Here is a 23,218-nt window from a genome sequence, read left to right as displayed (position 1 = left end):
TGGTACTTCGCAGAGTGCATTTGCCAAAGTGTATTTGTAACGCTTGAAGCAGATGAATCCAAGGTGGCACCGCGAGCGAATCAACGCCCGTCCTTGAATAAGAGTTTTGTTTTTTAACGAAAGTTTTTATTCGAGGACGGGTTTTGCGTATCCGCCTCGAATAAATCGAGGTGAATATCGATGCTGAAATTTAGATCTAATCTGTGCCGAGAAGCCTTCCGCTCCGTCCGTGAGCGCGCCAGAGATTCTCTATTCCCTAAAGAAGCAATAGCGGCCCTAACCCGTACTTGCTTTGTCTTCAGTCGTGACCCTTTGCCGCAAGAGGTTTTATCCACGACTTCTCCTGCAAGAGTTTTACGCAGATGATCACCAAACTTACTGATAGAAAAAAGGAATTCAAAATGCAAAAAGGACGATTTGGAATACACGGCGGACAGTACGTACCGGAACTTCTAATGAGCGCTCTTGAGGAGCTCGAGGAGGCTTACGATCATTATAAAAATGATCCAGAATTCAACAAAGAACTGCAGGAGCTGCTGAACGAATATGCGGGAAGACCGTCCCGTCTTTATTTCGCAAAACGAATGACCGAGGATCTCGGCGGCGCAAAGATTTATCTTAAACGCGAAGATTTAAACCATACGGGCGCGCACAAAATCAACAATGTTTTAGGTCAGGCGCTCCTTGCTAAGAAAATGGGCAAAACCCGTTTACTAGCTGAAACCGGTGCGGGTCAGCATGGCGTGGCAACAGCAACCGCTGCAGCTTTACTCGGTATGGAATGTGTTGTCTATATGGGTAAAGAAGACACGGAACGTCAGGCTTTAAATGTCTATCGTATGAAGCTTCTCGGCGCAGAAGTCATTGCCGTGACATCAGGAACAGCCACCCTGAAGGATGCGGTCAACGAGGCACTGGGAGAATGGACTTGCCGCTTGAAAGATACCCATTACTGTTTGGGTTCAGCTGTCGGCCCTCACCCGTTCCCAACCATGGTTCGCGATTTTCAAGCAGTAATTTCCAAGGAAACTAAGGAGCAAATCCTAGAAAAAGAAGGCAGGCTCCCTGATGCGGTTATTGCCTGTGTCGGCGGCGGAAGCAACGCGATCGGCGCTTTCTATAACTTCATCGAGGATAAAGAAGTACAGCTTATCGGTGTCGAAGGGGCAGGAAGAGGAGTTGATACAGCGGAGACAGCTGCGACCATTTGTACAGGACGCACCGGAATCTTCCACGGGATGAAGAGTTATTTCTGTCAGGATGAATTCGGACAGATTGCTCCTGTTTACTGTATCTCTGCCGGACTGGACTATCCCGGCGTCGGGCCTGAGCACTCATATCTTTACGACAGCGGCAGAGCTCAGTATGTAGGTATTACAGATGACGAGGCTGTCGACGCATTCGAGTATTTATCCAAGTGTGAAGGCATCATTCCTGCAATTGAATCGTCTCATGCGGTCGCCTACGCACGCAAACTTGCACCGACTATGAACAAAGACCAAATCATCGTGATCAACATTTCCGGACGAGGAGACAAGGACTGCGCCGCTATCGCCCGCTACAGAGGAGAAAACATCCATGAATAATATTGCTCAGACTTTTAAAAACGGCAAAGTTCTCATTCCTTACATTACGTGTGGAGATCCTGATTTAGCCGTGACAGCTGATGTTATCAAGGCTGTCGATCAGACAGGGGCCGACATTATTGAACTTGGTATTCCTTTTTCTGATCCGGCCGGAGAGCCTCCGATTGCCCAAAGAGCCAGCGCTCGGGCACTTAAGGGCGGCGTAACCACGGATAAAGTGTTCAGCATGGCTGAGAAACTTCAGTCCGAAATAAAAGCGCCCTTTGTCATCATGACTTACGCTAATGTGGTTTTTGGCTATGGAACAGAACGCTTTTTAAAAAGATGTCAGGAAACCGGAATTAAAGGGCTCTTACTTCCGGATGTACCTTTTGAGGAAAAGGATGACTTTGCTCCGCTCTGCAGAAAATACGGAGTCGAACTAATTTCAATGCTTTCGACTTCCTCAGGAAAGAGAGTCCCAAAGATTGCTTCCGAAGCTGAAGGATTCCTTTACGGTATTGCCGCACCAGATGCGACGAATTCTGAAGAGGATGTCTGCTCAAAGCTCAAAGCAATGGTTTGCGAAGCAAAGGATGCCAACCCGCAAATCCCCTGCTGCATTGATGCAAACGGGCTTGAGTTGGAACAGATTCAAGAGGTTCTGCAGTTTGCTGATGGAATTGTCATCGGAGCTCCGCTGCTTCAGCTGCTGGAAGAAAAAGGAGCTGAAGCGGTTAATCCAATCCGTGAATATATCGGTCGACTGAAGCAGGTGATGGGATAACCTGACATCGCGGGCGCATTCAGCGCCCGCTTCTTCTGTTCTCATCCTCAACCGCCTAATTCGATAAATCATCCGATAGGCGCCCAAAAGCCTTCTCGGCCTAAGAGATATACAGAAACTTTATACCCAAAAAATAATAATCGTGTGCCTTTAATCGTCCTGCGAGCCCTATAACTCCATTCATAAGCGGAGGTAAAAATGAATATCGGGACAGTCGGCGTCATTTGCGGAGTTTTATCAGGATTCTTTTGGGGCACGATGGACATTGCCTCTCAATATCTTCTGCATACGGCGAAACTGACCCCGGCACCCTTTATCTCGCTGACAATGCTGCTATCCACGGTGCTTCTCTTTGCGGCTGCTTTGGTTCGTTCTCCGCAGGAAACCTTTGCTGTACTTAAAAGTCCGTGGAATATCGGACAGATGATGATTTTTGGTTTGCTTTTACTGCTCACAGAGGTCAGCTTCTACGTATGCGTGAAATACTCAAACGCGGAAACTGCAGCGGTCATTGCTGCGACACGCCCGTTTTGCATTATGGGACTGCTGATATTTGCTTCTGTCCGCCCTACTGTTTCTCAAATTCTTTGCTGCGGACTGGCTCTTGCAGGTGTATCCCTATTGGCGACGAAGGGAAACTTTTCTGCGATTTCTTTACGGTGGCTTCCTGTCCTAATCGGCTTGGGCGCGCCTTTGTTCAGTGCGGGTTACACACTTCAAAGCCGCGCACTCGTAAGGAAGGTCGGACCGCTGATTTCCATGGCTTGGGCGATGTTGTTTGCATCCGTTCTCAGCAATATATATTTTCCGTTCTGGCAGGTGAAGCTGGACTGGACATTCTTAACCGTTCTCTCTGTCTTTTGGGTCGCCGTCATGGGCCATATTGTCGCCTACATGCTGTACATCATTAGTGCGGGTAAGATTCTTCCGACGATTACTGGTGTTTTAGAAACCGTTGAACCACTGACAGCTATTCTTTTGTCATGGCTGCTTTTCTCACAAAAGATGAATACACCGATGCTGATCGGTGCGTCAATGATTCTGGCGGCTGTCATTTTTCTCGGGTTTGTCGGAAGCAAAAGAAATTTCCAATAATTCCCAAAACGAAAACAAAGAAAGCCGAACATAGCAACTCCAGGAGATTTGCTCGGTACAATCGCTCTATTCTCTTGTTTCTACGTTAAATGAAAGCGTTCATCTGTCTTCTGTTCTGTTTACTGCTCTCGGGCTGCGCCTCCGTTCAGGTATCGAGCATTGATAGTCAGGAATACCTGAAGCAAAGACGCGGTGACGTTATTTCTCAGGGACATTTAAGTGAACAGAACATCACAGTTCTGACCGCTCTTGGATTATCCGACTGCGAAAATAATATCGACACCTGTCTGAAGACGGTCTCCAATAGCAAAATCACCGGCACGGATCAAAAGCTTTCTGCACTGGCGGAGATGTGGCTTTTTAAGGCCATGAAGACTCAGAAAGACGCAAAAATTCGGATGCAGAACAGAGAGTTTGTTGATGAGGAGAATTTAGTCTCTCAGCTGGTAAATGATTATCTTGAGGCGGCTCGATACGCGTACGCTTATCTTTTCTTCTCTGACAGGACTATTAGTAGCCGAGCACTCGAAGACCGTCAAACTCAGGTGAAGGACTACTATAACTTTGCAGTCCAAAACGCTATTGAACAGCTTTACATTGCCGCTAAAGGCAAACCCATTCAATTTCCAATCAGAGAAAAGAATTGGGAAATCTCTATTGCAGGACTCTCCGCTCCGGAACTCAGCCAACCGGATCACATCACAGATATCATCCCGGATACCGTGCTTTCATTTAAAGGTCTCAAGAACCAATACAGTCAAGACGGACTTGGCGCGCGAATGGTTCTTTCGGCAAAGGAGGGTAAAGAGGAAAAAGATCAGCCTTGGCGCCTGATGCCTTACTCCGCGATTACTGCGATGATTTCTTTCCCCGGGAAAAATCTCTCCGAAATTACTCAGACTCATGAAGCGCTAATTACCACGTATGATGCCTCAACGACAGGAAGCATCACGATTGGTAAAACAAGAGTTCCGTTATCTGCGAATTTCAGTGGCGCATACGGACTGTGGCTAGCAAGCTCGGATTTTGCGGTAACTTCGTTTACGAGTATTTTCGGACGAGGTACGATCATTGATCGACCGGCCGTCTTTCTCATGCGGCCTTATCAGAAAAACCTGAGGACAATTATCCTCATTCACGGCTTGGCCAGCAGCCCGGAAGCATGGGTCAACACTGCAAACGAAATTATGGGAGACAAAATCCTTCGGGATCATTTCCAAATTTGGCAGGTCTATTACCCGACAAATGTACCGCTCCTAATTAATCGCTATGAGATCGCTGAGGCAATTAACAAGACGATTGACCACTTCGATCCGAGCAGATCCAACATTGCGAGCCGCGGCATTACGCTGATCGGTCATAGTATGGGCGGTATTTTGGCAAGGCTCTTAGTTTCCAGCTCCGGAGATGTTCTTTTGGATGCACTTGAGAAAAAATATCCTGCGGCCGGAGCAAAGCTCAGTGCGAAGAGCAGTAAATTCTCCTCTATTATCAAATTCGAACCGCTCCGCGGCGTCTCCGACGCAATCTTTTTAGCGGCACCGCATCGCGGAACGCCGTACGCGGATGCATCGTGGGCGAAATACTTAGCCTCTTTTGTGAAGCTTCCCCTTTCTATCGTGAATACAGTGGGCGAGATGGCATTGACTATTTTCGGACGAGAACTTCCAAGAGAAATTTCGATGACCGGCGTTGATAATTTATCGGCTAAGGACCCAACCGTTAAGATTTTAGAGCAGCTCAAAATCTCACCAAATGTAAAATACTTCTCGATCATCGGCAGAGAAAACCCCGAGGGACCTCTCGAAGAATCTTCTGACGGAATTGTCCCTTACTGGAGTTCTCACCTTGACGGCGCTGCAAGTGAAACTGTTGTTGTTTCGGGTCATTCTGTGCAGGAAACGCCTCAAGCCATCTTAAAAATCCGAGAAATTTTAAGAAGCGAAATTATCACTAAGCCAACTGCCAGATAATAGCGCCTTTACTTCTCCTCGAATCGGAAGCGACTTCTGCTAAGAAGTCACACGCCGCCGATTGCGGAATGAGTTATTGAACCGGTCCGCTCCTAAGGGATACGCACACCAAGACGCACACAAACCAAAATAGGGCTTCTCGTTGAGTTGTTAAGTCAATTCTTAGTTTTTTAATTTATTTGTATGATAATTTTATAAAATCTCATACGAATTATTTTTCCTTTTTTTAGGCATTAATAAACTCTATTAAGGAGTACCGACATAATGAAAAAAATCCTGGCCATATTGCTGCTATCTGTTTCTTTCTCTGCTGTCGTTGCTTCCGAAAGTTTTGATATTACAGACGTTGAAGGAAGGACTATCCATTTTGATCAGCATCCCAATACATTCGTTGTCGCAAATTACATCGCAAACTTCATGATGGTGGGAGGGAAATCCAGCTTGGACAAAGTAATTGCCCTGACAAAAGACGGCTGGGAGGAAACGCGTTTCGGAGAGTACCAGGTTTTTACTCAGTCCTTTCCGAAAATGAAAGAGTTGCCGAGTATCGGCGGTTACCATGACGATATCCTTAATGCAGAGAAAATTCTGAGTCTGCATCCGGATGTACTGCTAATCGGACGCACTCAATACACAGAAAACAATCAGAGAATCAAGACGTTTGAAAATGCGGGCATCAAGGTGGTCGTCCTTGACTATCACGCTATGACCACTGCGAACCACACCAGAAGTACTGAAATCCTCGGCAAGATGCTGAACCGAGAAGACATTGCCGCAGCTCAGAATAAAACCTACAGGGATTCTCTAGAGCACGTTTACCAAACGATAAGGAACCTGCCTCAGGACAAGAAAAACCAGCGTGCCTACATGGAGACTGCCAGTAAAGGTGTTGGCAGATATGGAAACTCCTACAACAAAGACGTTCTGTGGGGCGCTATCCTCAAAAACATCGAAGCCGCCAATCTCGCAGAAAATTCTCCTCAGCCGTATATGGCACTCGACAGGGAATACGTCATCTCTCAGAATCCACAGATTATCTTTATCGGAGGCAGCATTTGGCGCAATAAATCCGAAGGCGATCAAATGAGAATGGGATTTACCGTAAAAGCGGATGATGCACAGAAGCGGCTTGCTGCTTTCACACAGCGCCCGGGCTGGAACCGGCTCGACGCGGTTAAAAACAATCAGGTTTATGCCGTTGATCACGGAAGTCTGAGAAACATGGCTGACTACACATTTACTCAGTTTATGGCTAAGACGCTTTATCCCGAAGCTTTCAAAGACATCGATCCGGAAAAAAATCTGAATGACTTCTATAAAACATATCTGCCTGAACTGAAATACGACGGCACATTTATGATTCATTTGAATAAAGCGCAGTAAGTGATGATGGCAGCAGGTTCTGCGATAGACAGTTACCGCCGAAGGATCCGTAAACGAGTACTAATTTCGCTTGCGCTAATCCTTCTGATGCTGATTCTTTTACTCGCTGATATCCAGGTTGGGACCTCAGATATCTCTTCGGCGTCCCTTCTGCGGGCAATATTGGACGGCCCCGACGGCAGCTCATCTTCCGCCTTCATCATTTGGGAGATTCGCCTTCCGATGACGTTCACGTGTCTTTTTGTCGGTGCTTCTCTCAGCCTAGCCGGTCTTCTCATTCAAACGATCACGCACAACCCTTTAGCAAGCCCCTACACGCTTGGCGTCACTGCCGGAGCAAGTTTTGGTGCGGCGGTCTCTATCACGCTCAGCTTTGCTGTTTTAGGTCAGGTTTGGATCGGCACATCGCTTTCAGCGCTCGTCATGGCGCTTTCCGTCTCTACTCTGATCTTTTACCTCGGTAATCGGCGCTCACTTACATCAACGACGCTGATCCTTGTCGGCGTGATCATGAATTTCTTCTTTCAGGCACTTCAGCAGTATCTGCAGTATCGCGCTTCCCCGGAAATCGCTCAGGTGATCTCAGGCTGGACATTCGGCAATCTGCAGAGAAGTTCCTGGATCAGCGCCTCAGTTTCAGCGTTCACGTGGACAGCGGCGATGCTTATTTCTCTGACTTACGCGTGGAAACTTACTGCTTTTGCAGACGGTGCGGAACGGGCCAACGGATTAGGAATCAATACAAACCGCCTGAGAATGTTTGCCTTTACCGTCAGTTCCATTCTTGTTTCTGCCGCTGTCGCGTTCATCGGCACGGTAGCTTTTGTCGGTTTAATCGCCCCGCACTGCACCAAAATGATTTTGGGTGATGATCAGAGATTTCTAATTATCAGCTCTTCAATCATGGGCAGCATTCTTATGCTGGCAGCATCTGTCATTTCCAAGCTGCTCTCTGAAGGAGCGACACCTCCTGTCGGGATTGTGACATCAGTAATCGGTGTGCCGTTCCTGTTTTTCCTTCTGATGCGCTCAAAGGAGTAGCTTATGACGACACTGCAAATTGACAGTCTCTCATGCGCATATAAAGGCAAACCGGTCCTGAACTGTGTTCATGCAGAGTTTTCTTCCGGACGCCTCACCGCTATTCTTGGTCGAAACGGTGCTGGAAAAACAACGCTCATCCGCTGTATTGCAGGTCTTCATGATTATTGCGGGAAAGTTCGCCTCACCGACAAAGAAAAAGTTTTAGATCGATCGCACATTGCTTATCTGCCTCAGTTAGAAAAAATTACGTCCTCTCTGACTGCCTTTGAAACCATCCTTCTAGGTCTAACCAAACAGCTCACGTGGAAAGTTTCTCAGGAGCAGCTCCAAAAAGTCTCCGACGTGATTCGAGAATTAAAACTGGAAGCTTTAGCCGATACCCCGGTTAAAAGTCTGAGCGGCGGACAAAAACAACTCGTCTTTCTTGCCCAGGCCTTTGTATCGGAGCCAAAGATCTTACTGCTGGATGAACCGACAAGCGCTCTGGATATCCGACATCAGCTGGTGGTCATGGACACAGTTGCTAAATACTGCAAAGAAAAAGACGCCATTGCGCTTTTTGTTATTCATGACTTAATGCTTGCCTCCCGCTACAGTGATTCCATTCTCTTTCTGCATGACGGTAAAGTGCATGCGCTTGATCGTCCGGAGAACGTGCTGCATTCTTCCGTCATTGATCCGATCTATCAGATCGAGAGTCTGATTGAAAAGAACAGCTTAGGCCTCACAACTTTAACTCCGATAAGACCGTTATGAAACATCTTGAAGAAATACGACGCTATTGGGACAGCCGTTCTGAAGGCTATCGCATGCAGGTTGACGAAGAAATTCGTAATCATCGGGAAGAGGAATACAGAACGTTTTTCAGCGATCTTCCTGTCGGTTCTGAAGTTCTGGATATCGGGTGCGGTCCGGGATTTTTCACGAGACTTCTGTCGTCACTGTCCATGAAGGTTACAGCGGCAGACTACTCGGAAGAGATGCTGACGCAAGCAAAGAATCTTCTCTCAGAGACCCCGGATGCTCAGGTTCGATTTCTTCAAACCGACGCTCAAAAACTTCCTTTTGATACAGACGCTTTTGATGCTGTCGTCAGTCGGAATCTGGTTTGGAACCTAGAAAATCCGGAATCAGCCTACCGTGAATGGTTTCGCGTTCTGAAACCGGGAGGAAGGCTTTTTGTTTTTGACGGGAATCACTACTGTTATTTGTTTGACAAGACCTATGCAGATATTCATAAAGCGCAGACCGAACAAAGTAAGCACATTCTATTGGGCATCAAAACCAGTGTGATTGATGAAATCGCTGAAGATCTTCCCCTTAGCCGTCATGTCCGTCCCGACTGGGATAAAGCCGTCCTCGCTAAAGTGGGTTTTGTAAACATCAGTGCTGAAATCCTAAAAACCGTCGAAACACGCGATAAGCGATTAATGCCAACACATTTTGCCGTGGTTGCCCGAAAGCCATAGATAGACCGGTTCTTCTTCACTGAAGCAAACTTTTAGTCCCAAGTGATGCAAAATTCAGAGCTTTATATTAGAGTTTCTGCCTACATCCCAAACCCCTAAGTCTTGATCTTTTACATCCTCAAGGATGTATTCAGCAAAGCCTGCTGTCTTCAGAATGAACTTATTCATTTAAAACATTTGGAGACAAGCAGATGAAAAGACGATTCCTCATGCAGTCCGGCATTTCAGGTTTAGCGGCCGCATTCTCCGGCTCAGCTCTTGCCAGCACCAAACTGAAAGGTGACGAAAAAATGATGCCGGTTGACAGTGTCAATCGTGAGCCGGGCTGGGAAAAAGGACCTGTTGAAGTTCTGGAGATCAAAGGTGTCAGAATCGGCGAAGGCCGTCCTAAGATCATCGCATCAACCACTGCTAAGACTCCGGAAGCATTCATCGCCCTAGTTAAGGACTACAACAATCGTCCGGAACTCGATATGATCGAGCTACGTCCGGATTACATCGGCGAAATCTCCGGCAAAGAATTTGCAAAGCTTACAAAAGAAGTTTATGAAATCGCCAAAAACAAACCGATTCTCATGACCTTCCGTGACAAGACTGAAGGCGGCGGCCGTCATGTTTCCGATGAGTTCTACCGTGATTTCTATTTCGACGTTCTTGATAACGGCAAGATCGACCTCATCGATATTGAAATGTTCCGTAACGCTGACATCTGCAAACAGATCGTTGCTAAAGCGAAGCAAAAAGGCGTTAAGGTCGTTATGAGTGACCATGAATTCGGCTGGACTCCTTCTGAAGCTGAAATCATTCGTCGTCTGCTGCTGCAGGAAGAACTCGGCTCCGACATCCTGAAGATCGCGGTCATGGCCCATACCACCGGCGACGCACTTGATCTGATGAATGCGACATGGAAAACTCGTCACTATTATTCCAGAAAGCCGATGCTTACAATGGCAATGGGTAAATATGGTGTAATGAGCAGAATGACAGGTGAATTCACCGGCTCAGACATTACTTTCTGCATGGTTGGCGGCAAACCTTCCGCACCGGGTCAGATCCCGAGCGAAGAAGCCAAGACAATTCTTGACTCCATCCATAAAGCTATGTATCCAAACGGTAAATAGGACCATTAACCGGAGAGGTTTAAAAGCCTCTCTCCTTTTCAGGTAAATCATATGAAAAGAAAGCTAAATCTCCTCAGCGTCTCCGTTCTGCTGGCAATGAGTATGTCAGCAGCTCAGGCGGTTGAGTTCATACCCGGTACATACACCGCTGCAGCCAAAGGCAACGGCGGGGACGTCCCGGTAACAGTGACATTCTCCAAGGACAAGATTGAAAAAATTCAAGTCGGCACTAACAAAGAAACACCGGGAATCGGATCGGTGGCCATTGAACAGGTGCCGGCCGCAATTGTTAAAAATCAGTCTTTAGCTGTTAACGCTGTAGCAGGCGCTTCGATTACCAGCAAGGCAATTCTCGCAGCGGTCGCAGCCTGCGTCAGCAAGGCAGGTGCTAACCCGGAAGCTTTGCAGACGACAGTACAGAAGCAAGCCCAAAAAGCTGAAGAAAAGACTCTTAACGCTGACATCGCAATTGTCGGTGCCGGCGCTGCAGGACAAACTGCCGCAATTCGCGCTTCTCAGCTTGGCAAGAAAGTCATCCTCCTTGAAAAGATGCCGTTCGCAGGCGGCGCGGCAGCTGTAAACGGCGGTACAGTTGTTATTCAGGGCTCTAAAATTCAGAAGGATGCCGGCGTCAAAGACGACAGCCCTGAAATCATGACTGAGGACTACATTAAGAACGGTCACGGTCTAAATGACAAACGCATGCTTGACCTCTATGTCCATAATGTCGGCTCGATGATTGACTGGGCAACAACCGACGGCGGAATGCAGCTGAACACCAAAGCCGGATTCACCAATGAAGCCGAACACAGCAAACCGCGTGTTATGAGATGGGTGGACGGAGCTCAGGGCGCAACCCGCAACTTTAAAGCTTCTGTCGAAAAATCCGGCGCTAAAGTTATGCTTGGCACCCCGGTTGAAGAAATCACGCTGAACAATGGCGCAGTTACCGGCGTAAAAGCTAAGGGCAATGGCGGCGTCCTCTACACGATTAAGGCCCCTGCAGTTATTCTGACTACGGGCGGATTCGGCGCCAATAAAGACATGCTGACCGGCAATCTTAAGAATGCTCTTTACTATGGCGTTAAGAGTTCAAACGGCGATGGACACCGTATGGCCATGAAGATTGGTGCCAAGACGCAAATGATGGATCTCGGCAAGATCTACCCGAACGGCATGGAAGTCGCTCCCGGCATCGCTAAGTCCACCATCTGGTCCAACAAGGCGGCCTTTGAAGACAACTCCGGCATTATGGTCAACAGAGCTGGTAAGCGTGTCATCAGCGAGCTTGATACAAACCACAATATCAAGAACGAAGAAGTGAAACAAGGCGGAAAACTCTTCATCCTCATGGATCAGAAGACATATGACGCCTTCCTCACAAAACTTAATATCACTGGAATCAGTAAAGGTGATATGGACAACTGGCTGGCTCAGGATGGTAAGGGTTATCCGATTGTCGTGAAAGCAGACAGTATCCCGGCTGTCGCTAAGAAAGCCGGTGTTAACGGAGCCGAACTTCAGAAAACAGTTGCCCGCTACAACACCTTCGTGAAAAACGGAAAAGACGAAGAGTTTAATCGTCCTGCTAAATTCATGAAGACTCAGGTATCGCTCACAGGTCCCTATTACATCGTTGAGCAGCAACCTCGCTTCGCAACAACAATGGGCGGCGTCGTAACCGACAGGACCCTAAACGTTGTGAACAAGCAGGACAAGCCGATTAAAGGTCTCTTTGCTGCGGGTGAATTAGTCGGCGGCGCTATGGGCGATGACTCGCCACCCGGAGGCAATATGGCTTGGGCTATGACCAGCGGCAAGCTTGCAGCTGAAAGCGCAGTCAAGTTCCTCAACAAGTAACTATTATCAGGCGGATGCTTCAGGGCATCCGCCCTTCAGTTCATTTTAAAAGCCAGGGGTATCGTATGGCGAAGCGAAAAATCTATGCGTTGATCCTTATGTTCGCCTTGGCTTTCGCGTTTTTCGCTTCTGCCGCAGAAACTGAAAGACCTGTTATTCGAGTCGGCTTTGCTCAGGGTTTGGAAATGAACATTGAGCAAAACACGCTCAACCCTACTCTTCATTATCTTCAGCAAAGACTTCCGCAATACGATTTTGTACTCGAGCAAATCTCACCGGTGGACACGCTTGAGGAAATCCGTAAATCTAAGCTGAATTTTTTCTTCGCGCCGAGTAATTTTTATGTCGAGATCATTCATGACATTCCTCTGACGCACATCGTTACGCGGAGTACTCTTGAAGCAGATAATCCTGCCAGAACCTTAGGAAGTGTCTTCTTTACCAAGGCCGACAGAGATGACATAAAAGATCTTGCGGATCTCAAAGGAAAAAGCTGCGCAGCCTCTCTTCCTAACTCTCTTGGCGGATGGCTTGCCGCACTGGGTGAAATTAAAAGAAACGGCTGGAATCCGGATAAATTTTTCAGCAAGGTCAGTTTCCTTCAATTTCAGACGCCCGACGTTTTAAACGCTGTGTTAGTCGGAGCCGCCGACGTTGGAGTACTTTCAACCTGCACACTAGAAAACGCGGTTCGATCCGGAATCATCAGTCAGGATTCCATTAAGGTTATCAATCAAAAGAACGAGAATGCCAATAGTTTGAAATGCGTCCGCTCTACTGAAGCGCTCTATCCGGATCTGGTTTTTGTTGCTGTTAAAGGTACACCGGAGACGATTATCAAGAATGTTGCCTTTGCCCTATTAGCCATGCCCGATTTTGACCATTACCGATGGTCTATAGAAGACAATTATTATGCCGTCCGCTCTCTTTTAGAGGACCTGCAGCTCGGGCCTTACGCATACATGCGCGATAACACTGCCCCAGCACTTTTCAAACGGTTCAAAACTGAGATCCTTACCGCTTTAGGACTAATTCTTTTCCTTGTTCTCAATGAACTCAGACTTCACTGGCTGGTAAATAGAAAAACCCGAGAACTGCATCAAGCGCTGAAAGATAAAATCGCAGCCGATAAAACACTACAGTCCGAGAGAAAGAAAATGGCTCTTTTGGAGCGAAACGGCGTTATCTCGCAAATGAGCAGCATTATCGCTCACGAAGCTAAACAGCCGCTCGGAACAATCCTTAACTATCTGGAAATCCTACGAATGAAGCAGGAAGTCAGTCCAGAAAAAGACACCATCGTTCTATCCGCTATTAATAATGTGGCTCAACAGGTTGGCAGACTGAACTCTCTGGTTGAGTCCGTCCGCAATTTTGCCAAAAAGAAAGAGAATCCGCTGATTCCGAGTGACCTTGTTGAGATCACAGAAAAAGCAATTCGCTCTTTCAGGAGAAATGAACCGGAATATGACGCTGTAAAAGTGAACTTGCTCAATGGAGCTGGTAAGGCTTTGGTTCGCTCGGATCCGGTTTCCTTGGAACTGCTCATTATTAATCTTCTAAGAAACGGCGCGCATGCGGCATTGGAAGCTGAAAAGAAACAAAAGCCTTTTATTAAAATAACGATCAGTAGAATCGAGTCTTCGAGATTTGAGCTCAAGATCGAAAACTGCGGGAATGTGATGACAGATGAGCAAATGGCTCGACTAATCTCACTCGGAGAGAGTGTAAAGGCTGAAGGTCTGGGACTCGGGTTATCCATTATCCGATCGATCGCTGATCATCATTCGGCCGATCTCAGTTTTAGGAAAAGAAAAGGCGGCGGCGTTGCTGCTCTTCTGGAAATCGATCAGCTGGAGATTGAAACATGAACAACACACATGAATTAAATAGACTTCAGCAAAAATGCGTCGTACGGCTTGTTGATGATGACACGCAGTTTTTAGAGTCTCTGAAAGTTCTTCTGTCTATGAAGGGATGGTCAGTTAGAGGTTTCAGCAGCGCAGAAAAATTCATAGCGGAAGAGCGCTTCATAGAACCGGGCTGCCTTGTTCTCGACATTAGAATGCCGAACCTTACCGGCCTGCAGCTTCAGCACCACATTGAATCAACGGTTGCGCATCCGATTCCCATTATTTTTCTGACCGGTCATGGCGATGTCGAATCTGCAGTCCATACGCTCAAACATGGCGCACTTGACTTCCTTCAGAAGCCGGTTGCGCCGGCCGTGCTTTTAGACTGTATACAGCAGGCTTGCGCAAAGAGTCTAACCAGCCAGGGCGAAAGAAGTGAACGCGATAGAATTGAAAAACGTTTTAACTCACTAACCAAACGCGAAAAGCAAATCTTCGAGATGGCGGCTCAGGGTGTTAGCAATAAGGGCATCAGCGCCAGGCTTGATATTGCCGTTCCAACCGTAAAAATGCACAGAGCCAATGCTTTTGACAAGATGGGCGTGCACTCTTCTCTTGAAGCCTCAAAAGCCTATTTTGTCATGACCGATGAGAAAGATCATGATCAGTAGAAGACAGATAATTATTGGTACGGCATCCGCCTTAATGGCTCCCGGACTGTGTTTTGCCAAGAAAAAGTGGGATGTCATCATTGTCGGCAGCGGTGTCGCAGGGCTTTCCGCTGCAGTCTCTTCTTTGCAAAGTGGAGCAAAATCCGTTCTTATTCTTGAAAAAAGTCCCGTCATCGGAGGCCATTCCATTGTTTCCACAGGCTATGTGAGCGCAGTAGACCCAAAGCGTCAAAAGTACAAAGACTCTCCTGAGCTCATGCTGGAAAACATGCTTGAAATCGGCGGTCACAAGAACGACACGGCTCTTGCTGAGATCGTTTGTCAAAGATCCTTTGAGATCATCAATTGGCTGGAAGATGTCGGCGTAAAGTGGGAGCCAACGCTGCTTCAAACCGCCGCAGGGCTGTTCCCCAGAAGTCATATTTCCAATACGGTAAGAGCCGGATATGACTATGTCATGGCGCTCAACAGCTACGCAATCAGGCATGGAGCCAAACTGCTTCTTAATACAAAAGTCGAATCACTCATTACAGAAGAGGGCCGCGTAGTGGGCGTTACCGCATCCCTTGGCAAAGATCAAAGCGTTCCGATGTATGCAGGCGCCGTCATTCTTGCGACAGGAGGATTTACGGCTAATGTAGAAATGCGCACCAGATTTGATCCCAGACTTGGTCCGGAATTCGCAACCACTGCAAACCCGTTTGGCAACGCTTATGACGGAGCAACCGGAGACGCAATAACTATGGCTGAGCCGCTCGGAGCCGCGCTCAAAGATGCTCAATATATTCAGCTCATTCCTTTCTGGGGCGGCCGGCTTCTAGATTATGTCGGCGGAGACATTTTCGTCAACAAGCACGGTAAACGCTTCGTAAGCGAAAGCGCCTCATGGAAGGAAATTTCCGAGGCGGTACTGAAGCAGACCGATCGAGAAATGTGGGCGATTACAGATTCGCAATCACGTAAGGGCGCAAGTCTTGGCATCAAACTCATGAATCAAGTCGTAAGAAAAGCGAACAGTGTGCAGGAAATGGCTTCGATCATGCATGTCGAACCATCAGTACTTGCTCAAACGCTTGATACGTACAACCGACATGCAAAGATAAATGAGGATCCGATTTTCCATAAAAACAGATTTACTCAAACTATTTCTGTACCGCCCTATTACTTTGGCATTGAACGCCTTTGCGTACACTTTTGCTGCGGGGGCGTTCGATTTAATAAAAATGCGCAAGTCCTTCGCAAGGACGGAAGTGTCATTGAAGGGCTCTATGTTTGTGGAGAAGCTTCGGGAGGCCTTCACGGACATGACAGAATGGGCGGCGTTGCACTTACTTCGGCTTTTGTTTTTGGAAAGATTGCAGGCAAACATTCAATTAGTCAAACTACATGATGTTTATATGCCTAATGGCGGAACTTATAAATACAGGCTACCAAAGATCCAACAAACATACGTTATAAAAAAAGGGCAAGCAACACAAAGACTGTGTGGCCTGCCCAATACTTCCAAGATACGTCTTCTTTCAGAGGGCATATCTAGTTATAAAAATATCGATAGATCAGCACTAAACAGAATGCCGATATCAGAAGAATCATTGTTACTGCATAAGCTGTAAGCCCAGCTTTGAAGCAAAAGAGGATCACTTCTGTCATTTGAATCTCTCAATGGGGGCATGCGCCCCCGTTAATTAGAAGAGCCCGCAGACAACAAAACCTAAAGCGACAGAGAAGAAAATCGCTAGAACGCCAGGGATGAAGAAGGAGTGGTTAAAGACCCACTTACCGATGCGTGTTGTACCGGTGTCGTCCATCTGAACAGCGCCGAGCAGTGTCGGGTATGTCGGGAGAACGAACAGAGCGGAAACAGCAGCGAAGCAGGCGACCAGCATGTAAGCGTTGTCGGGGTTGGCTGCTGTAATGCCAAGTGCCGCAACAACTGTCGGAGTAATCGCCTTAGCGGTAGCAGCCTGAGAGTACAGGAGCATAGCGGCTAAGAAGAATACAACAGCAAGCAGAGCCGGGTACTGGCTGATGGTCTGAGAAGCGAACGCCTTGATTTCGTTGGTGTGACCGGAAACGAATGTATCGCCAAGCCATGCAACGCCGAGAACGCAGATACAGGCAACCATACCGGACTTGAAGACGGCTGTACCGGCAACATCACCGAGTTTGACTTTACAGAGGATGGTAATAAGAGCACCGACTGTAAGCATCAGGCTCATAATGGCCGCGTCACGAGGAACAACAACATTCTTGATCAGACCTACAGCCGGAGAAATCGCGGAAGCATAGAACACAACGCAGAGAACACCGATGAGGAAGATCCAAACAGAGAGTTTGGCCTTGGCATCGATCTTCATTTCATGAAGACCAACCGCAGGTTTAACCAAGCCTTCTTTGAGTCTTTCCTGATAGATCGGGTCTGTAGAAAGGTCCATCTTAGAGATAAGCGTCATGATGAACGCTGTGATCATGCAGCCTGCAAATGTAGTGAGAAGCCAAACACCCAGCAGAGCCGGATAGCTCCAACCGAAGGGTTCCAGAACACCTGTCATGTAAATAACAGCGGCGGAAACCGGAGAAGCGGTAATTGCAATCTGAGAAGCCACAACCGCGATAGAGAGCGGCACGGACGGACGAACGTTTTCACCCTTGGCCACTTCAACGATAACCGGGATCATTGAGAAAGCTGTGTGGCCTGTACCGGCAAAGATTGTCAGAACGTATGTGACAACCGGTGCAAGGTAGTTAATGTATTTGGGGTTCTTGTAGAGAATTTTCTCAGCAATGTAGACCAAATAGTTAAGACCGCCCGCGAGCTGCATCGCAGAGATAGCAGCGATCACGGAAGCAATAATCAGAATCACATCCCAGGGGATGTTGCCCGGTTTCATGCCAAGGCAAAGACCGAGAACGAGAACGCCAGCACCACCGGCGTAACCAATCCCGATTCCGCCAAGACGAACACCAATGAAGATCGCGCCCAGCAGGACAATGATCTGAAGAATAATCATGATATCCATAGTTTTTCTCTTATTAACTTGGGACAAAGGAAGGTGATCGGCAGAGGACGATATATCCTTCGTCCTCTGCCTAAGCTTCGTCAGAAGCTCCTAGTCACCCAGGGAGAAAGCCGGATTTAGAAGGCATACTTGAATGTTGCGCCAACACCGTTGGATTTAATCTTGCTTCCGAAGGCACCGTAGTAAGAGACTCCCAGAGAAGCACTCTTGCCAAGCTGGGCTTCAAGACCGACACCCACCGCAGCAACAGCGGAGAGTTTTTCGCTCTGAATCTTAGCTGTTGCGCCGTTTCCAAGTTTGAGTGTGGACTTGCCGCGTGTGTCACCCATGTACTGTGTCCAGTTCACATCAGCAACGGCCTTGAGCTTAGCAGCTCCGGCTTCAAACGGTACCTTAACGCGGGCACCAACATTGGTCACAGCAAGATTCTGGCTGTCGAAGCTGGTAGAAGCTTTTCCGCCTGCGTAATCAGAGTTGAAGCCGTCAGCAGACAGATGCATCCATGCTAAACCAACATACGGTTCAACATTGACAGTACCTAGATTCAGACCGGTGTAGGCCACTTCACCGAAGACCTGAGCAAGTTTTGCGTTGTAGCTCGGAGAAGAAGCAAATGCCTGATTTCTGTAGAAGAGAGCAGTACCGGCGTCTCTATCCTGATGAGAATAAGCAAAGCCATAGTTCAAGCGAACATCGCTGATCTTGGACTGACCGTAGATACCAAAATGCAGATCATCCGAGTCAATCTTGCCGTCAGCACCGCCCTTGAACTTAGTCTTGCCGGCACCAAAGAAGACACCAACCTTGTTATTAACGTTGATATCAGCTTCTAAACCAACCAGACCAGTGTAGAAGTCGGACTTGAGCTTGGAGGAACCGGCACGGTCCATCTTCGACCAGTTGCCGACTGCGGACATCCAGAGGCGAGCACGGCCGTCATCAACATCAGCAACACGAGCTGCTCCGTCAATACCGATAGCCTGATCCTTAATGGCGCGGACTAAGGACTGACCGTTTGCAACAGTCATTGCATTTGCGGTGACATGGATATCGTTTGCGAGAGAAGCAATCGTCTGTCTTGCTTCATCTTTAGTTGCACTGACTAAACCGGAGAAAAGTGCTTCATCAGCCATCAGAGCATTAGCAACAGAAACGCCATTGCCGTTGTTTGCGTAGTCAGCAAGTGTCTTATCACTCTTCTCTAATACACCGGTGATCTTATTGCCGTCGACAGTGATTGTATGGTCAACCAAAGCGTAGTCCGGTGTCACGATAGCGTTGTTCGCACCTTCCAGGGTTTCGGCTGTGACTGTACCAACCTGTACATTACCGTCCCAGGCCTGTTCGAATGCATCATTTGTGAGAGAAGTCACTGTGATCTGAGCACCTTCGTTGAAGGTCAGGCTCTTGAGCTGAACGTCCTGATCAGCGATAACTGCAAATGTACCGCCGTCGTTAACAACAACTGTAGCCTTCTGAGCTTCTGCACGGCTAACACCGCCAACTACGGAATGGAGTTCTCCTTTCTGTGTGAACTGATCGTTGTATGTCGCCAGTACACCGAAAGTACCGCCGTTTACGTTAACCGCACCGGAACCGAAGGATTCAGTAAAGCCAAAGAGCTGACCTTCTCTAACTTCTGTTCCGCCGGTATAGCTATTGTTTCCTGTCATTACGAGGGTACCTGTACCGCTCTTAACGAGTTTACCCTTGTAAAGGTCGTTATCGATCTTGTTCTGGATGTAAGCGGCACGTTTAGCGTAGTATTCTGCGCGCCACTGCTTTGCCTGTTCAGGAGAAATAGCATTGTCATAGAAGTCAAGGTTTCCATCCAAGACAACCATATCATCGCCTAAAGTGTAGTCTCCACCAGCATCCGGATCTGTGCCATTCTTAGTAGCTTCCATCCAAGCTTTATCTTCTTTTTCTCTCTGCTGCAGACCTGCTTCTGTAATGTCATTGCTCCAAACATCCAGAGGCTCAGCTAAGCGGTATTCAAAATGATCTAAGAACTGTCCCGGACCATACATACCCTTATCAAGATCAGGCATACCCCAACCATAGATGACGTCAGGAGTACCTTCTGCGGCAGTCCAATCTGTGAAGGGTTTGCCGTTAGGTCCGATATGTGTGGCTGTTGTGTACATGACATCCTTAACCTGAATCGCTGTCATGCTCGGGTAACGGGATTGCAGAACCGTAAATGCACCGGTAATCTGCGGATCAGAAGCTGATGTTCCGTTAAAGCTAGTGGTAGTAACGCGGCCACCTTCAAGGCTGTTAGTCACATAGGTCGTACCGATTCCGGGATAGGCTGTCGGACCTGCCATTGACCACCATTTTGCTAAACCGGCTTTGCAGTATGTTGCCTGCATGTACTGGTTATTATCGCCTTTGGTTTGCATTACGCCGACGGCATTGAGCCAATTCTTTTCTGCTTCAGGGTTGAAGTACGGATAAAGACCCTTCAGATAGGGAGTACCTCTATCCTGATTGCCTGCAGCCCAGGACTGAATAACATTAGTGCCCTTAACCGCGTTGTATGCGCCATCTAAGAAGCTCGGTTCATCACCGTATTTCAGTTTGAAATACATGTATTCCCATTCAAACGCCGAAGGATTTGCAGAATATCTGGATGCGCCGGGAACATCGTCTAAACCTAAGAAACTATAGTCACCAGAGAAGGTGACAGAGTAAGCCGCTGCCGCTTTCGCATGATCTCCTTCTCCTGCAAGAAGAGCTGTCATTTCGTCAGGAGTCAGAATATGGCCATTAGAACTATAAATCTTAGTATTTGTTCCGTAAGAATTATTGATCATGCCTCCTCTGTACTCCCCGTTGGAAGAGTTAACAGCATCAGCAAGAGCCTTGTAACCATTGTAATAGTAGTTGTAATCCTGGAACGGACCGTAGTTATTGTTGTCATTCGCACCGGTATTTCCAACAATAACGTCTGCCTTAAAGGCAACGCCATGACCGTATTCGCCATTACGTTCGGCACCAATCACACCTGTAACCTGTGTTCCGTGCGCATCGTTCAGGCCGATTGTGTAATTACCGGTAACGTCAAATTCTTCACCTTCTGTAAAAGGCTGCCCTTCTGCCGGTGTAGGCTGGACTCCTTTGTTGATTGTTGCATAAATACTCTGGGGATAGCGATTACCCGACGAACCATATGTACCAGTTACGTGAGTTGCAGTGATACGAGGTGTATCTAAGTCAACATTACCAAGCCACGCCGCGGAGTCCATAACTGCAACCATAGTGTTCTGGCCGAAATATCCCAACGCATAAGCGGAGGAAGCCTTCATTGCTCCGAGGCCCCAGTTGTAATTGTATTCAGCAGTTTCCCAGGAAGCCTTATCTCCTAGCGTACCTGTCTCAACATAGGCAGCAGAAGCAGCTCCGCCAAACGCGAGCATTGCAGCACAAATAGCGACTGATACCTTTGCTCTTTTGCCGTGAGAATTCTGTTTCTCACTGGTCGTGACAAAAGATTGTCTAGCATCACTCCAGATAGCCTTAAATGCCTTATTCATAACCATTTCTCCTTAGGTTATCCATAAAACTGGATTAATTAAGAATGCACAGAAAAACACCACCTAAAATTCTGCGCTTTGAGGAAAAATCTCTTTTTTATGATCTAACATTTAGAAAAGCTTAGCAACATGGGTAATACTTAAAAATATATAAAAAAATTTGCTCATTTAAACCGATTTTATTATACGTTTAATATTAGATATTAAATACACAAAAATAAAAACTAAATGATTGAATATTAAATATATTAATATATAACTATTAATTTTTGAAAATTTAAAAATATTTTTATAATAAACTGCTTTATTTTTATTAAAAATACTATACTCGAGATTTTCATAACTTATTACATCTATTTATAAAAATTCTATATTTTTTAAATTAACATGTAGAATTTATTAATAAACAGAAGGAGATTAATTAAAGTCAAAAAAATTATTAAACGAATTTTCTGTCTTTGGTCTTAATGTCAAGTACAAGATTCGTCTTTCTGAAACATACTTTTTCGTGTAAATTTCCCTTTACTCGTCTTTTTTAAATTGTCTAAAACTCCGTATGGATACCCAACATCTAAGCATCTTTATTTCTGTAGCCGACGCCGGGAGCTTTACGAAAGCCGGATATCTAATTGGTAAGAGTCCTCAAGCACTGTTTAAACAAATCTCAACGCTTGAGGAACGGATAAAAGTTCGATTATTCGACAGGAGCCCCACAGGATTGACATTGACTTCTGCAGGTAAGTCTCTATATAAAGATGCGAAATACCTTATCTCCTTTTCAAAGGAGGCCTTGTCTAGGGCGCGAGAGATTGAACGGAACGATGGCAATTTAATTCGAATTGGCATTTCCCCTTTTACTTCTGCCAAATTCCTATCAAAAGTTTGGCCAATTGCAATAAAACAGTTCCCAAATCTCAAAATACAATTGGTTCCATTCGAGAATGACGAGGTAACAGAGTGGGACGTCCTGACCCACCTCGGTTCAGAAGGGAAAATTGATGTTCTGCTTTGCGCTTACGATGACAGCTTTTTAACAGAGAGACAGTGTCATGCTCTAAAACTCCGAGACTTACATTTCACTCTCTCAATGACAGCCTCTCACAAATTATCTGATGAGAGACTGATTACGCTGGACCGCTTAGCTGAATTCTATTTCCCTGCAATACGTTCTATGAGCGTAACTCAAATCACACGATCAGCGACGAATGTTCAGCAGGGGGGGGGTATTAATTAGAGAGCTTCCATGGTTCCATAGTTATGATGTTTTAAAGAACATCCTATCAACAGCTAAGATTCCTTGCCTGTTTTTCGAAAAGCTCTCAATGGACGTATTAAACCTTTGCGAAAATACGCAAAATTTATTTTTAGGAACAGATGCATGGGTGTTCTCCCACCCCCTGCTTAAAACTATTCCTTTTGATACAGAGCTAACACTCCCCTTTGGAGTCCTTCACTCACGAAAACCATCAGCTCAAGTCAAACAATTTCTCAAAATTGTGGATTTTGTAAATGTTGAATATAAGAACTTTGAGCTTTGGTAAGCAGAGATCTTTGAAACGCTGTCGCCCTTAGAGTATTTCCCCTCCCTTGTGCCGTGCAGCATTGAAACGTACAGCTCGGGTTTCTCTCAAAATTTTTGAGGCAGAATCTATGCAGATTCAAAGAGACCTCTGCCAAATAACTATTATCGAAAATCCTATAATTAGAAAAGTACTCTAACATGCTATTTCTAGGAAGAAAATCAATGCAATAGTGCTCGCCTGGGAATTATCCTAATCGTGGACACGTAATCTTAAGCGTGGACACCTTAAAAAATTAACTTCGTAAGCTAAAAAATA

Annotated in this window: 17 protein-coding genes; 15 read left to right on the top strand and 2 right to left on the bottom strand. The window is 46.6% G+C overall.

The window, feature by feature from the left end; genetic code table 11:
* Positions 1–401: 401 nt before the first annotated feature.
* From trpB to NFR90_RS04735, 13 genes are all read left to right on the top strand, one after another.
* Positions 402–1,586: a tryptophan synthase subunit beta gene (gene trpB, locus NFR90_RS04795; protein ID WP_160335552.1), complete on the top strand. Its 1,185-nt coding sequence runs from the start codon at positions 402–404 to the stop codon at positions 1,584–1,586.
* Complete coding sequence (gene trpA, locus NFR90_RS04790; RefSeq protein WP_251451080.1) at positions 1,579–2,352, top strand: tryptophan synthase subunit alpha; 774 nt, start codon at positions 1,579–1,581, stop codon at positions 2,350–2,352. The genes trpB and trpA overlap by 8 nt, the downstream gene beginning before the upstream one ends.
* Before the next feature lie 198 nt (positions 2,353–2,550).
* Positions 2,551–3,447 (top strand): DMT family transporter, encoded by an 897-nt coding sequence (locus tag NFR90_RS04785; RefSeq protein WP_160335550.1) that lies wholly within the window; start codon positions 2,551–2,553, stop codon positions 3,445–3,447.
* Between the two features lie 89 nt (positions 3,448–3,536).
* Positions 3,537–5,420 carry a lipase family alpha/beta hydrolase gene (locus NFR90_RS04780; protein ID WP_160335549.1) on the top strand — a complete coding sequence of 628 codons (1,884 nt, stop codon included), beginning with the start codon at positions 3,537–3,539 and terminating at the stop codon, positions 5,418–5,420.
* A 264-nt stretch (positions 5,421–5,684) separates the two neighbouring features.
* Complete coding sequence (locus NFR90_RS04775; protein WP_202074586.1) at positions 5,685–6,803, top strand: ABC transporter substrate-binding protein; 1,119 nt, start codon at positions 5,685–5,687, stop codon at positions 6,801–6,803.
* Between the two features lie 6 nt (positions 6,804–6,809).
* Positions 6,810–7,844: a FecCD family ABC transporter permease gene (locus NFR90_RS04770; RefSeq protein ID WP_251451078.1), complete on the top strand. Its 1,035-nt coding sequence runs from the start codon at positions 6,810–6,812 to the stop codon at positions 7,842–7,844.
* Positions 7,845–7,847: 3 nt separating this feature from the next.
* Positions 7,848–8,603 (top strand): ABC transporter ATP-binding protein, encoded by a 756-nt coding sequence (locus NFR90_RS04765; protein ID WP_251451076.1) that lies wholly within the window; start codon positions 7,848–7,850, stop codon positions 8,601–8,603.
* Positions 8,600–9,316: a class I SAM-dependent methyltransferase gene (locus tag NFR90_RS04760; RefSeq protein WP_251451074.1), complete on the top strand. Its 717-nt coding sequence runs from the start codon at positions 8,600–8,602 to the stop codon at positions 9,314–9,316. Before NFR90_RS04765 ends, NFR90_RS04760 begins: the two co-directional genes overlap by 4 nt.
* A gap of 191 nt (positions 9,317–9,507) precedes the next feature.
* A complete protein-coding gene (gene aroD / locus NFR90_RS04755; protein ID WP_160335545.1) occupies positions 9,508–10,437 on the top strand; it encodes a type I 3-dehydroquinate dehydratase in 930 nt (309 codons plus the stop codon).
* 51 nt (positions 10,438–10,488) lie between these two features.
* Entirely contained in the window at positions 10,489–12,297 is a 1,809-nt protein-coding gene (locus NFR90_RS04750; protein WP_251451072.1) for an FAD-dependent oxidoreductase, read from the top strand.
* Positions 12,298–12,362: 65 nt separating this feature from the next.
* Positions 12,363–14,168, top strand: a complete 1,806-nt coding sequence (locus tag NFR90_RS04745; RefSeq protein WP_251451069.1) for a sensor histidine kinase — start codon at positions 12,363–12,365, stop codon at positions 14,166–14,168.
* Positions 14,165–14,821, top strand: coding sequence for a response regulator transcription factor (locus tag NFR90_RS04740; RefSeq protein WP_251451067.1), 657 nt, complete (start codon positions 14,165–14,167; stop codon positions 14,819–14,821). Before NFR90_RS04745 ends, NFR90_RS04740 begins: the two co-directional genes overlap by 4 nt.
* Positions 14,811–16,211 (top strand): FAD-dependent oxidoreductase, encoded by a 1,401-nt coding sequence (locus tag NFR90_RS04735; RefSeq protein WP_251451065.1) that lies wholly within the window; start codon positions 14,811–14,813, stop codon positions 16,209–16,211. The genes NFR90_RS04740 and NFR90_RS04735 overlap by 11 nt, the downstream gene beginning before the upstream one ends.
* 295 nt (positions 16,212–16,506) lie before the next feature.
* Here NFR90_RS04735 and NFR90_RS04730 read toward each other — a convergent pair whose 3' ends face one another.
* Complete coding sequence (locus NFR90_RS04730; RefSeq protein WP_277612795.1) at positions 16,507–17,841, bottom strand: anaerobic C4-dicarboxylate transporter; 1,335 nt, start codon at positions 17,839–17,841, stop codon at positions 16,507–16,509.
* A gap of 116 nt (positions 17,842–17,957) precedes the next feature.
* Positions 17,958–21,380, bottom strand: a complete 3,423-nt coding sequence (locus NFR90_RS04725) for an autotransporter domain-containing protein (protein WP_251451063.1) — start codon at positions 21,378–21,380, stop codon at positions 17,958–17,960.
* A 556-nt stretch (positions 21,381–21,936) separates the two neighbouring features.
* Here NFR90_RS04725 and NFR90_RS04720 point away from each other — a divergent pair.
* Together NFR90_RS04720 and NFR90_RS04715 are read left to right on the top strand one after the other, a co-directional pair.
* The gene (locus tag NFR90_RS04720; RefSeq protein WP_251451061.1) at positions 21,937–22,614 is read left to right on the top strand and encodes a LysR family transcriptional regulator; all 678 of its coding nucleotides are present in this window, start codon (positions 21,937–21,939) and stop codon (positions 22,612–22,614) included.
* Between the two features lie 88 nt (positions 22,615–22,702).
* The gene (locus NFR90_RS04715) at positions 22,703–22,921 is read left to right on the top strand and encodes a hypothetical protein (RefSeq protein WP_251451059.1); all 219 of its coding nucleotides are present in this window, start codon (positions 22,703–22,705) and stop codon (positions 22,919–22,921) included.
* Positions 22,922–23,218: the final 297 nt, after the last annotated feature.

This window comes from Parasutterella muris, assembly GCF_943193095.1.
Taxonomy (GTDB): Bacteria; Pseudomonadota; Gammaproteobacteria; order Burkholderiales; family Burkholderiaceae_F; genus Parasutterella; species Parasutterella muris.
This window is presented reverse-complemented; position numbering and strand designations above follow the sequence as displayed.

What these genes read in the sequence shown, in the direction of transcription:
- trpB (WP_160335552.1), top strand. Translation starts at nt 402, where the DNA reads ATGCAAAAAGGACGATTTGGAATACACGGCGGACAGTACGTACCGGAA.
- trpA (WP_251451080.1), top strand. Translation starts at nt 1,579, where the DNA reads ATGAATAATATTGCTCAGACTTTTAAAAACGGCAAAGTTCTCATTCCT.
- NFR90_RS04785 (WP_160335550.1), top strand. Translation starts at nt 2,551, where the DNA reads ATGAATATCGGGACAGTCGGCGTCATTTGCGGAGTTTTATCAGGATTC.
- NFR90_RS04780 (WP_160335549.1), top strand. Translation starts at nt 3,537, where the DNA reads ATGAAAGCGTTCATCTGTCTTCTGTTCTGTTTACTGCTCTCGGGCTGC.
- NFR90_RS04775 (WP_202074586.1), top strand. Translation starts at nt 5,685, where the DNA reads ATGAAAAAAATCCTGGCCATATTGCTGCTATCTGTTTCTTTCTCTGCT.
- NFR90_RS04770 (WP_251451078.1), top strand. Translation starts at nt 6,810, where the DNA reads ATGGCAGCAGGTTCTGCGATAGACAGTTACCGCCGAAGGATCCGTAAA.
- NFR90_RS04765 (WP_251451076.1), top strand. Translation starts at nt 7,848, where the DNA reads ATGACGACACTGCAAATTGACAGTCTCTCATGCGCATATAAAGGCAAA.
- NFR90_RS04760 (WP_251451074.1), top strand. Translation starts at nt 8,600, where the DNA reads ATGAAACATCTTGAAGAAATACGACGCTATTGGGACAGCCGTTCTGAA.
- aroD (WP_160335545.1), top strand. Translation starts at nt 9,508, where the DNA reads ATGAAAAGACGATTCCTCATGCAGTCCGGCATTTCAGGTTTAGCGGCC.
- NFR90_RS04750 (WP_251451072.1), top strand. Translation starts at nt 10,489, where the DNA reads ATGAAAAGAAAGCTAAATCTCCTCAGCGTCTCCGTTCTGCTGGCAATG.
- NFR90_RS04745 (WP_251451069.1), top strand. Translation starts at nt 12,363, where the DNA reads ATGGCGAAGCGAAAAATCTATGCGTTGATCCTTATGTTCGCCTTGGCT.
- NFR90_RS04740 (WP_251451067.1), top strand. Translation starts at nt 14,165, where the DNA reads ATGAACAACACACATGAATTAAATAGACTTCAGCAAAAATGCGTCGTA.
- NFR90_RS04735 (WP_251451065.1), top strand. Translation starts at nt 14,811, where the DNA reads ATGATCAGTAGAAGACAGATAATTATTGGTACGGCATCCGCCTTAATG.
- NFR90_RS04730 (WP_277612795.1), bottom strand. Translation starts at nt 17,841, where the DNA reads ATGGATATCATGATTATTCTTCAGATCATTGTCCTGCTGGGCGCGATC.
- NFR90_RS04725 (WP_251451063.1), bottom strand. Translation starts at nt 21,380, where the DNA reads ATGAATAAGGCATTTAAGGCTATCTGGAGTGATGCTAGACAATCTTTT.
- NFR90_RS04720 (WP_251451061.1), top strand. Translation starts at nt 21,937, where the DNA reads ATGGATACCCAACATCTAAGCATCTTTATTTCTGTAGCCGACGCCGGG.
- NFR90_RS04715 (WP_251451059.1), top strand. Translation starts at nt 22,703, where the DNA reads ATGGACGTATTAAACCTTTGCGAAAATACGCAAAATTTATTTTTAGGA.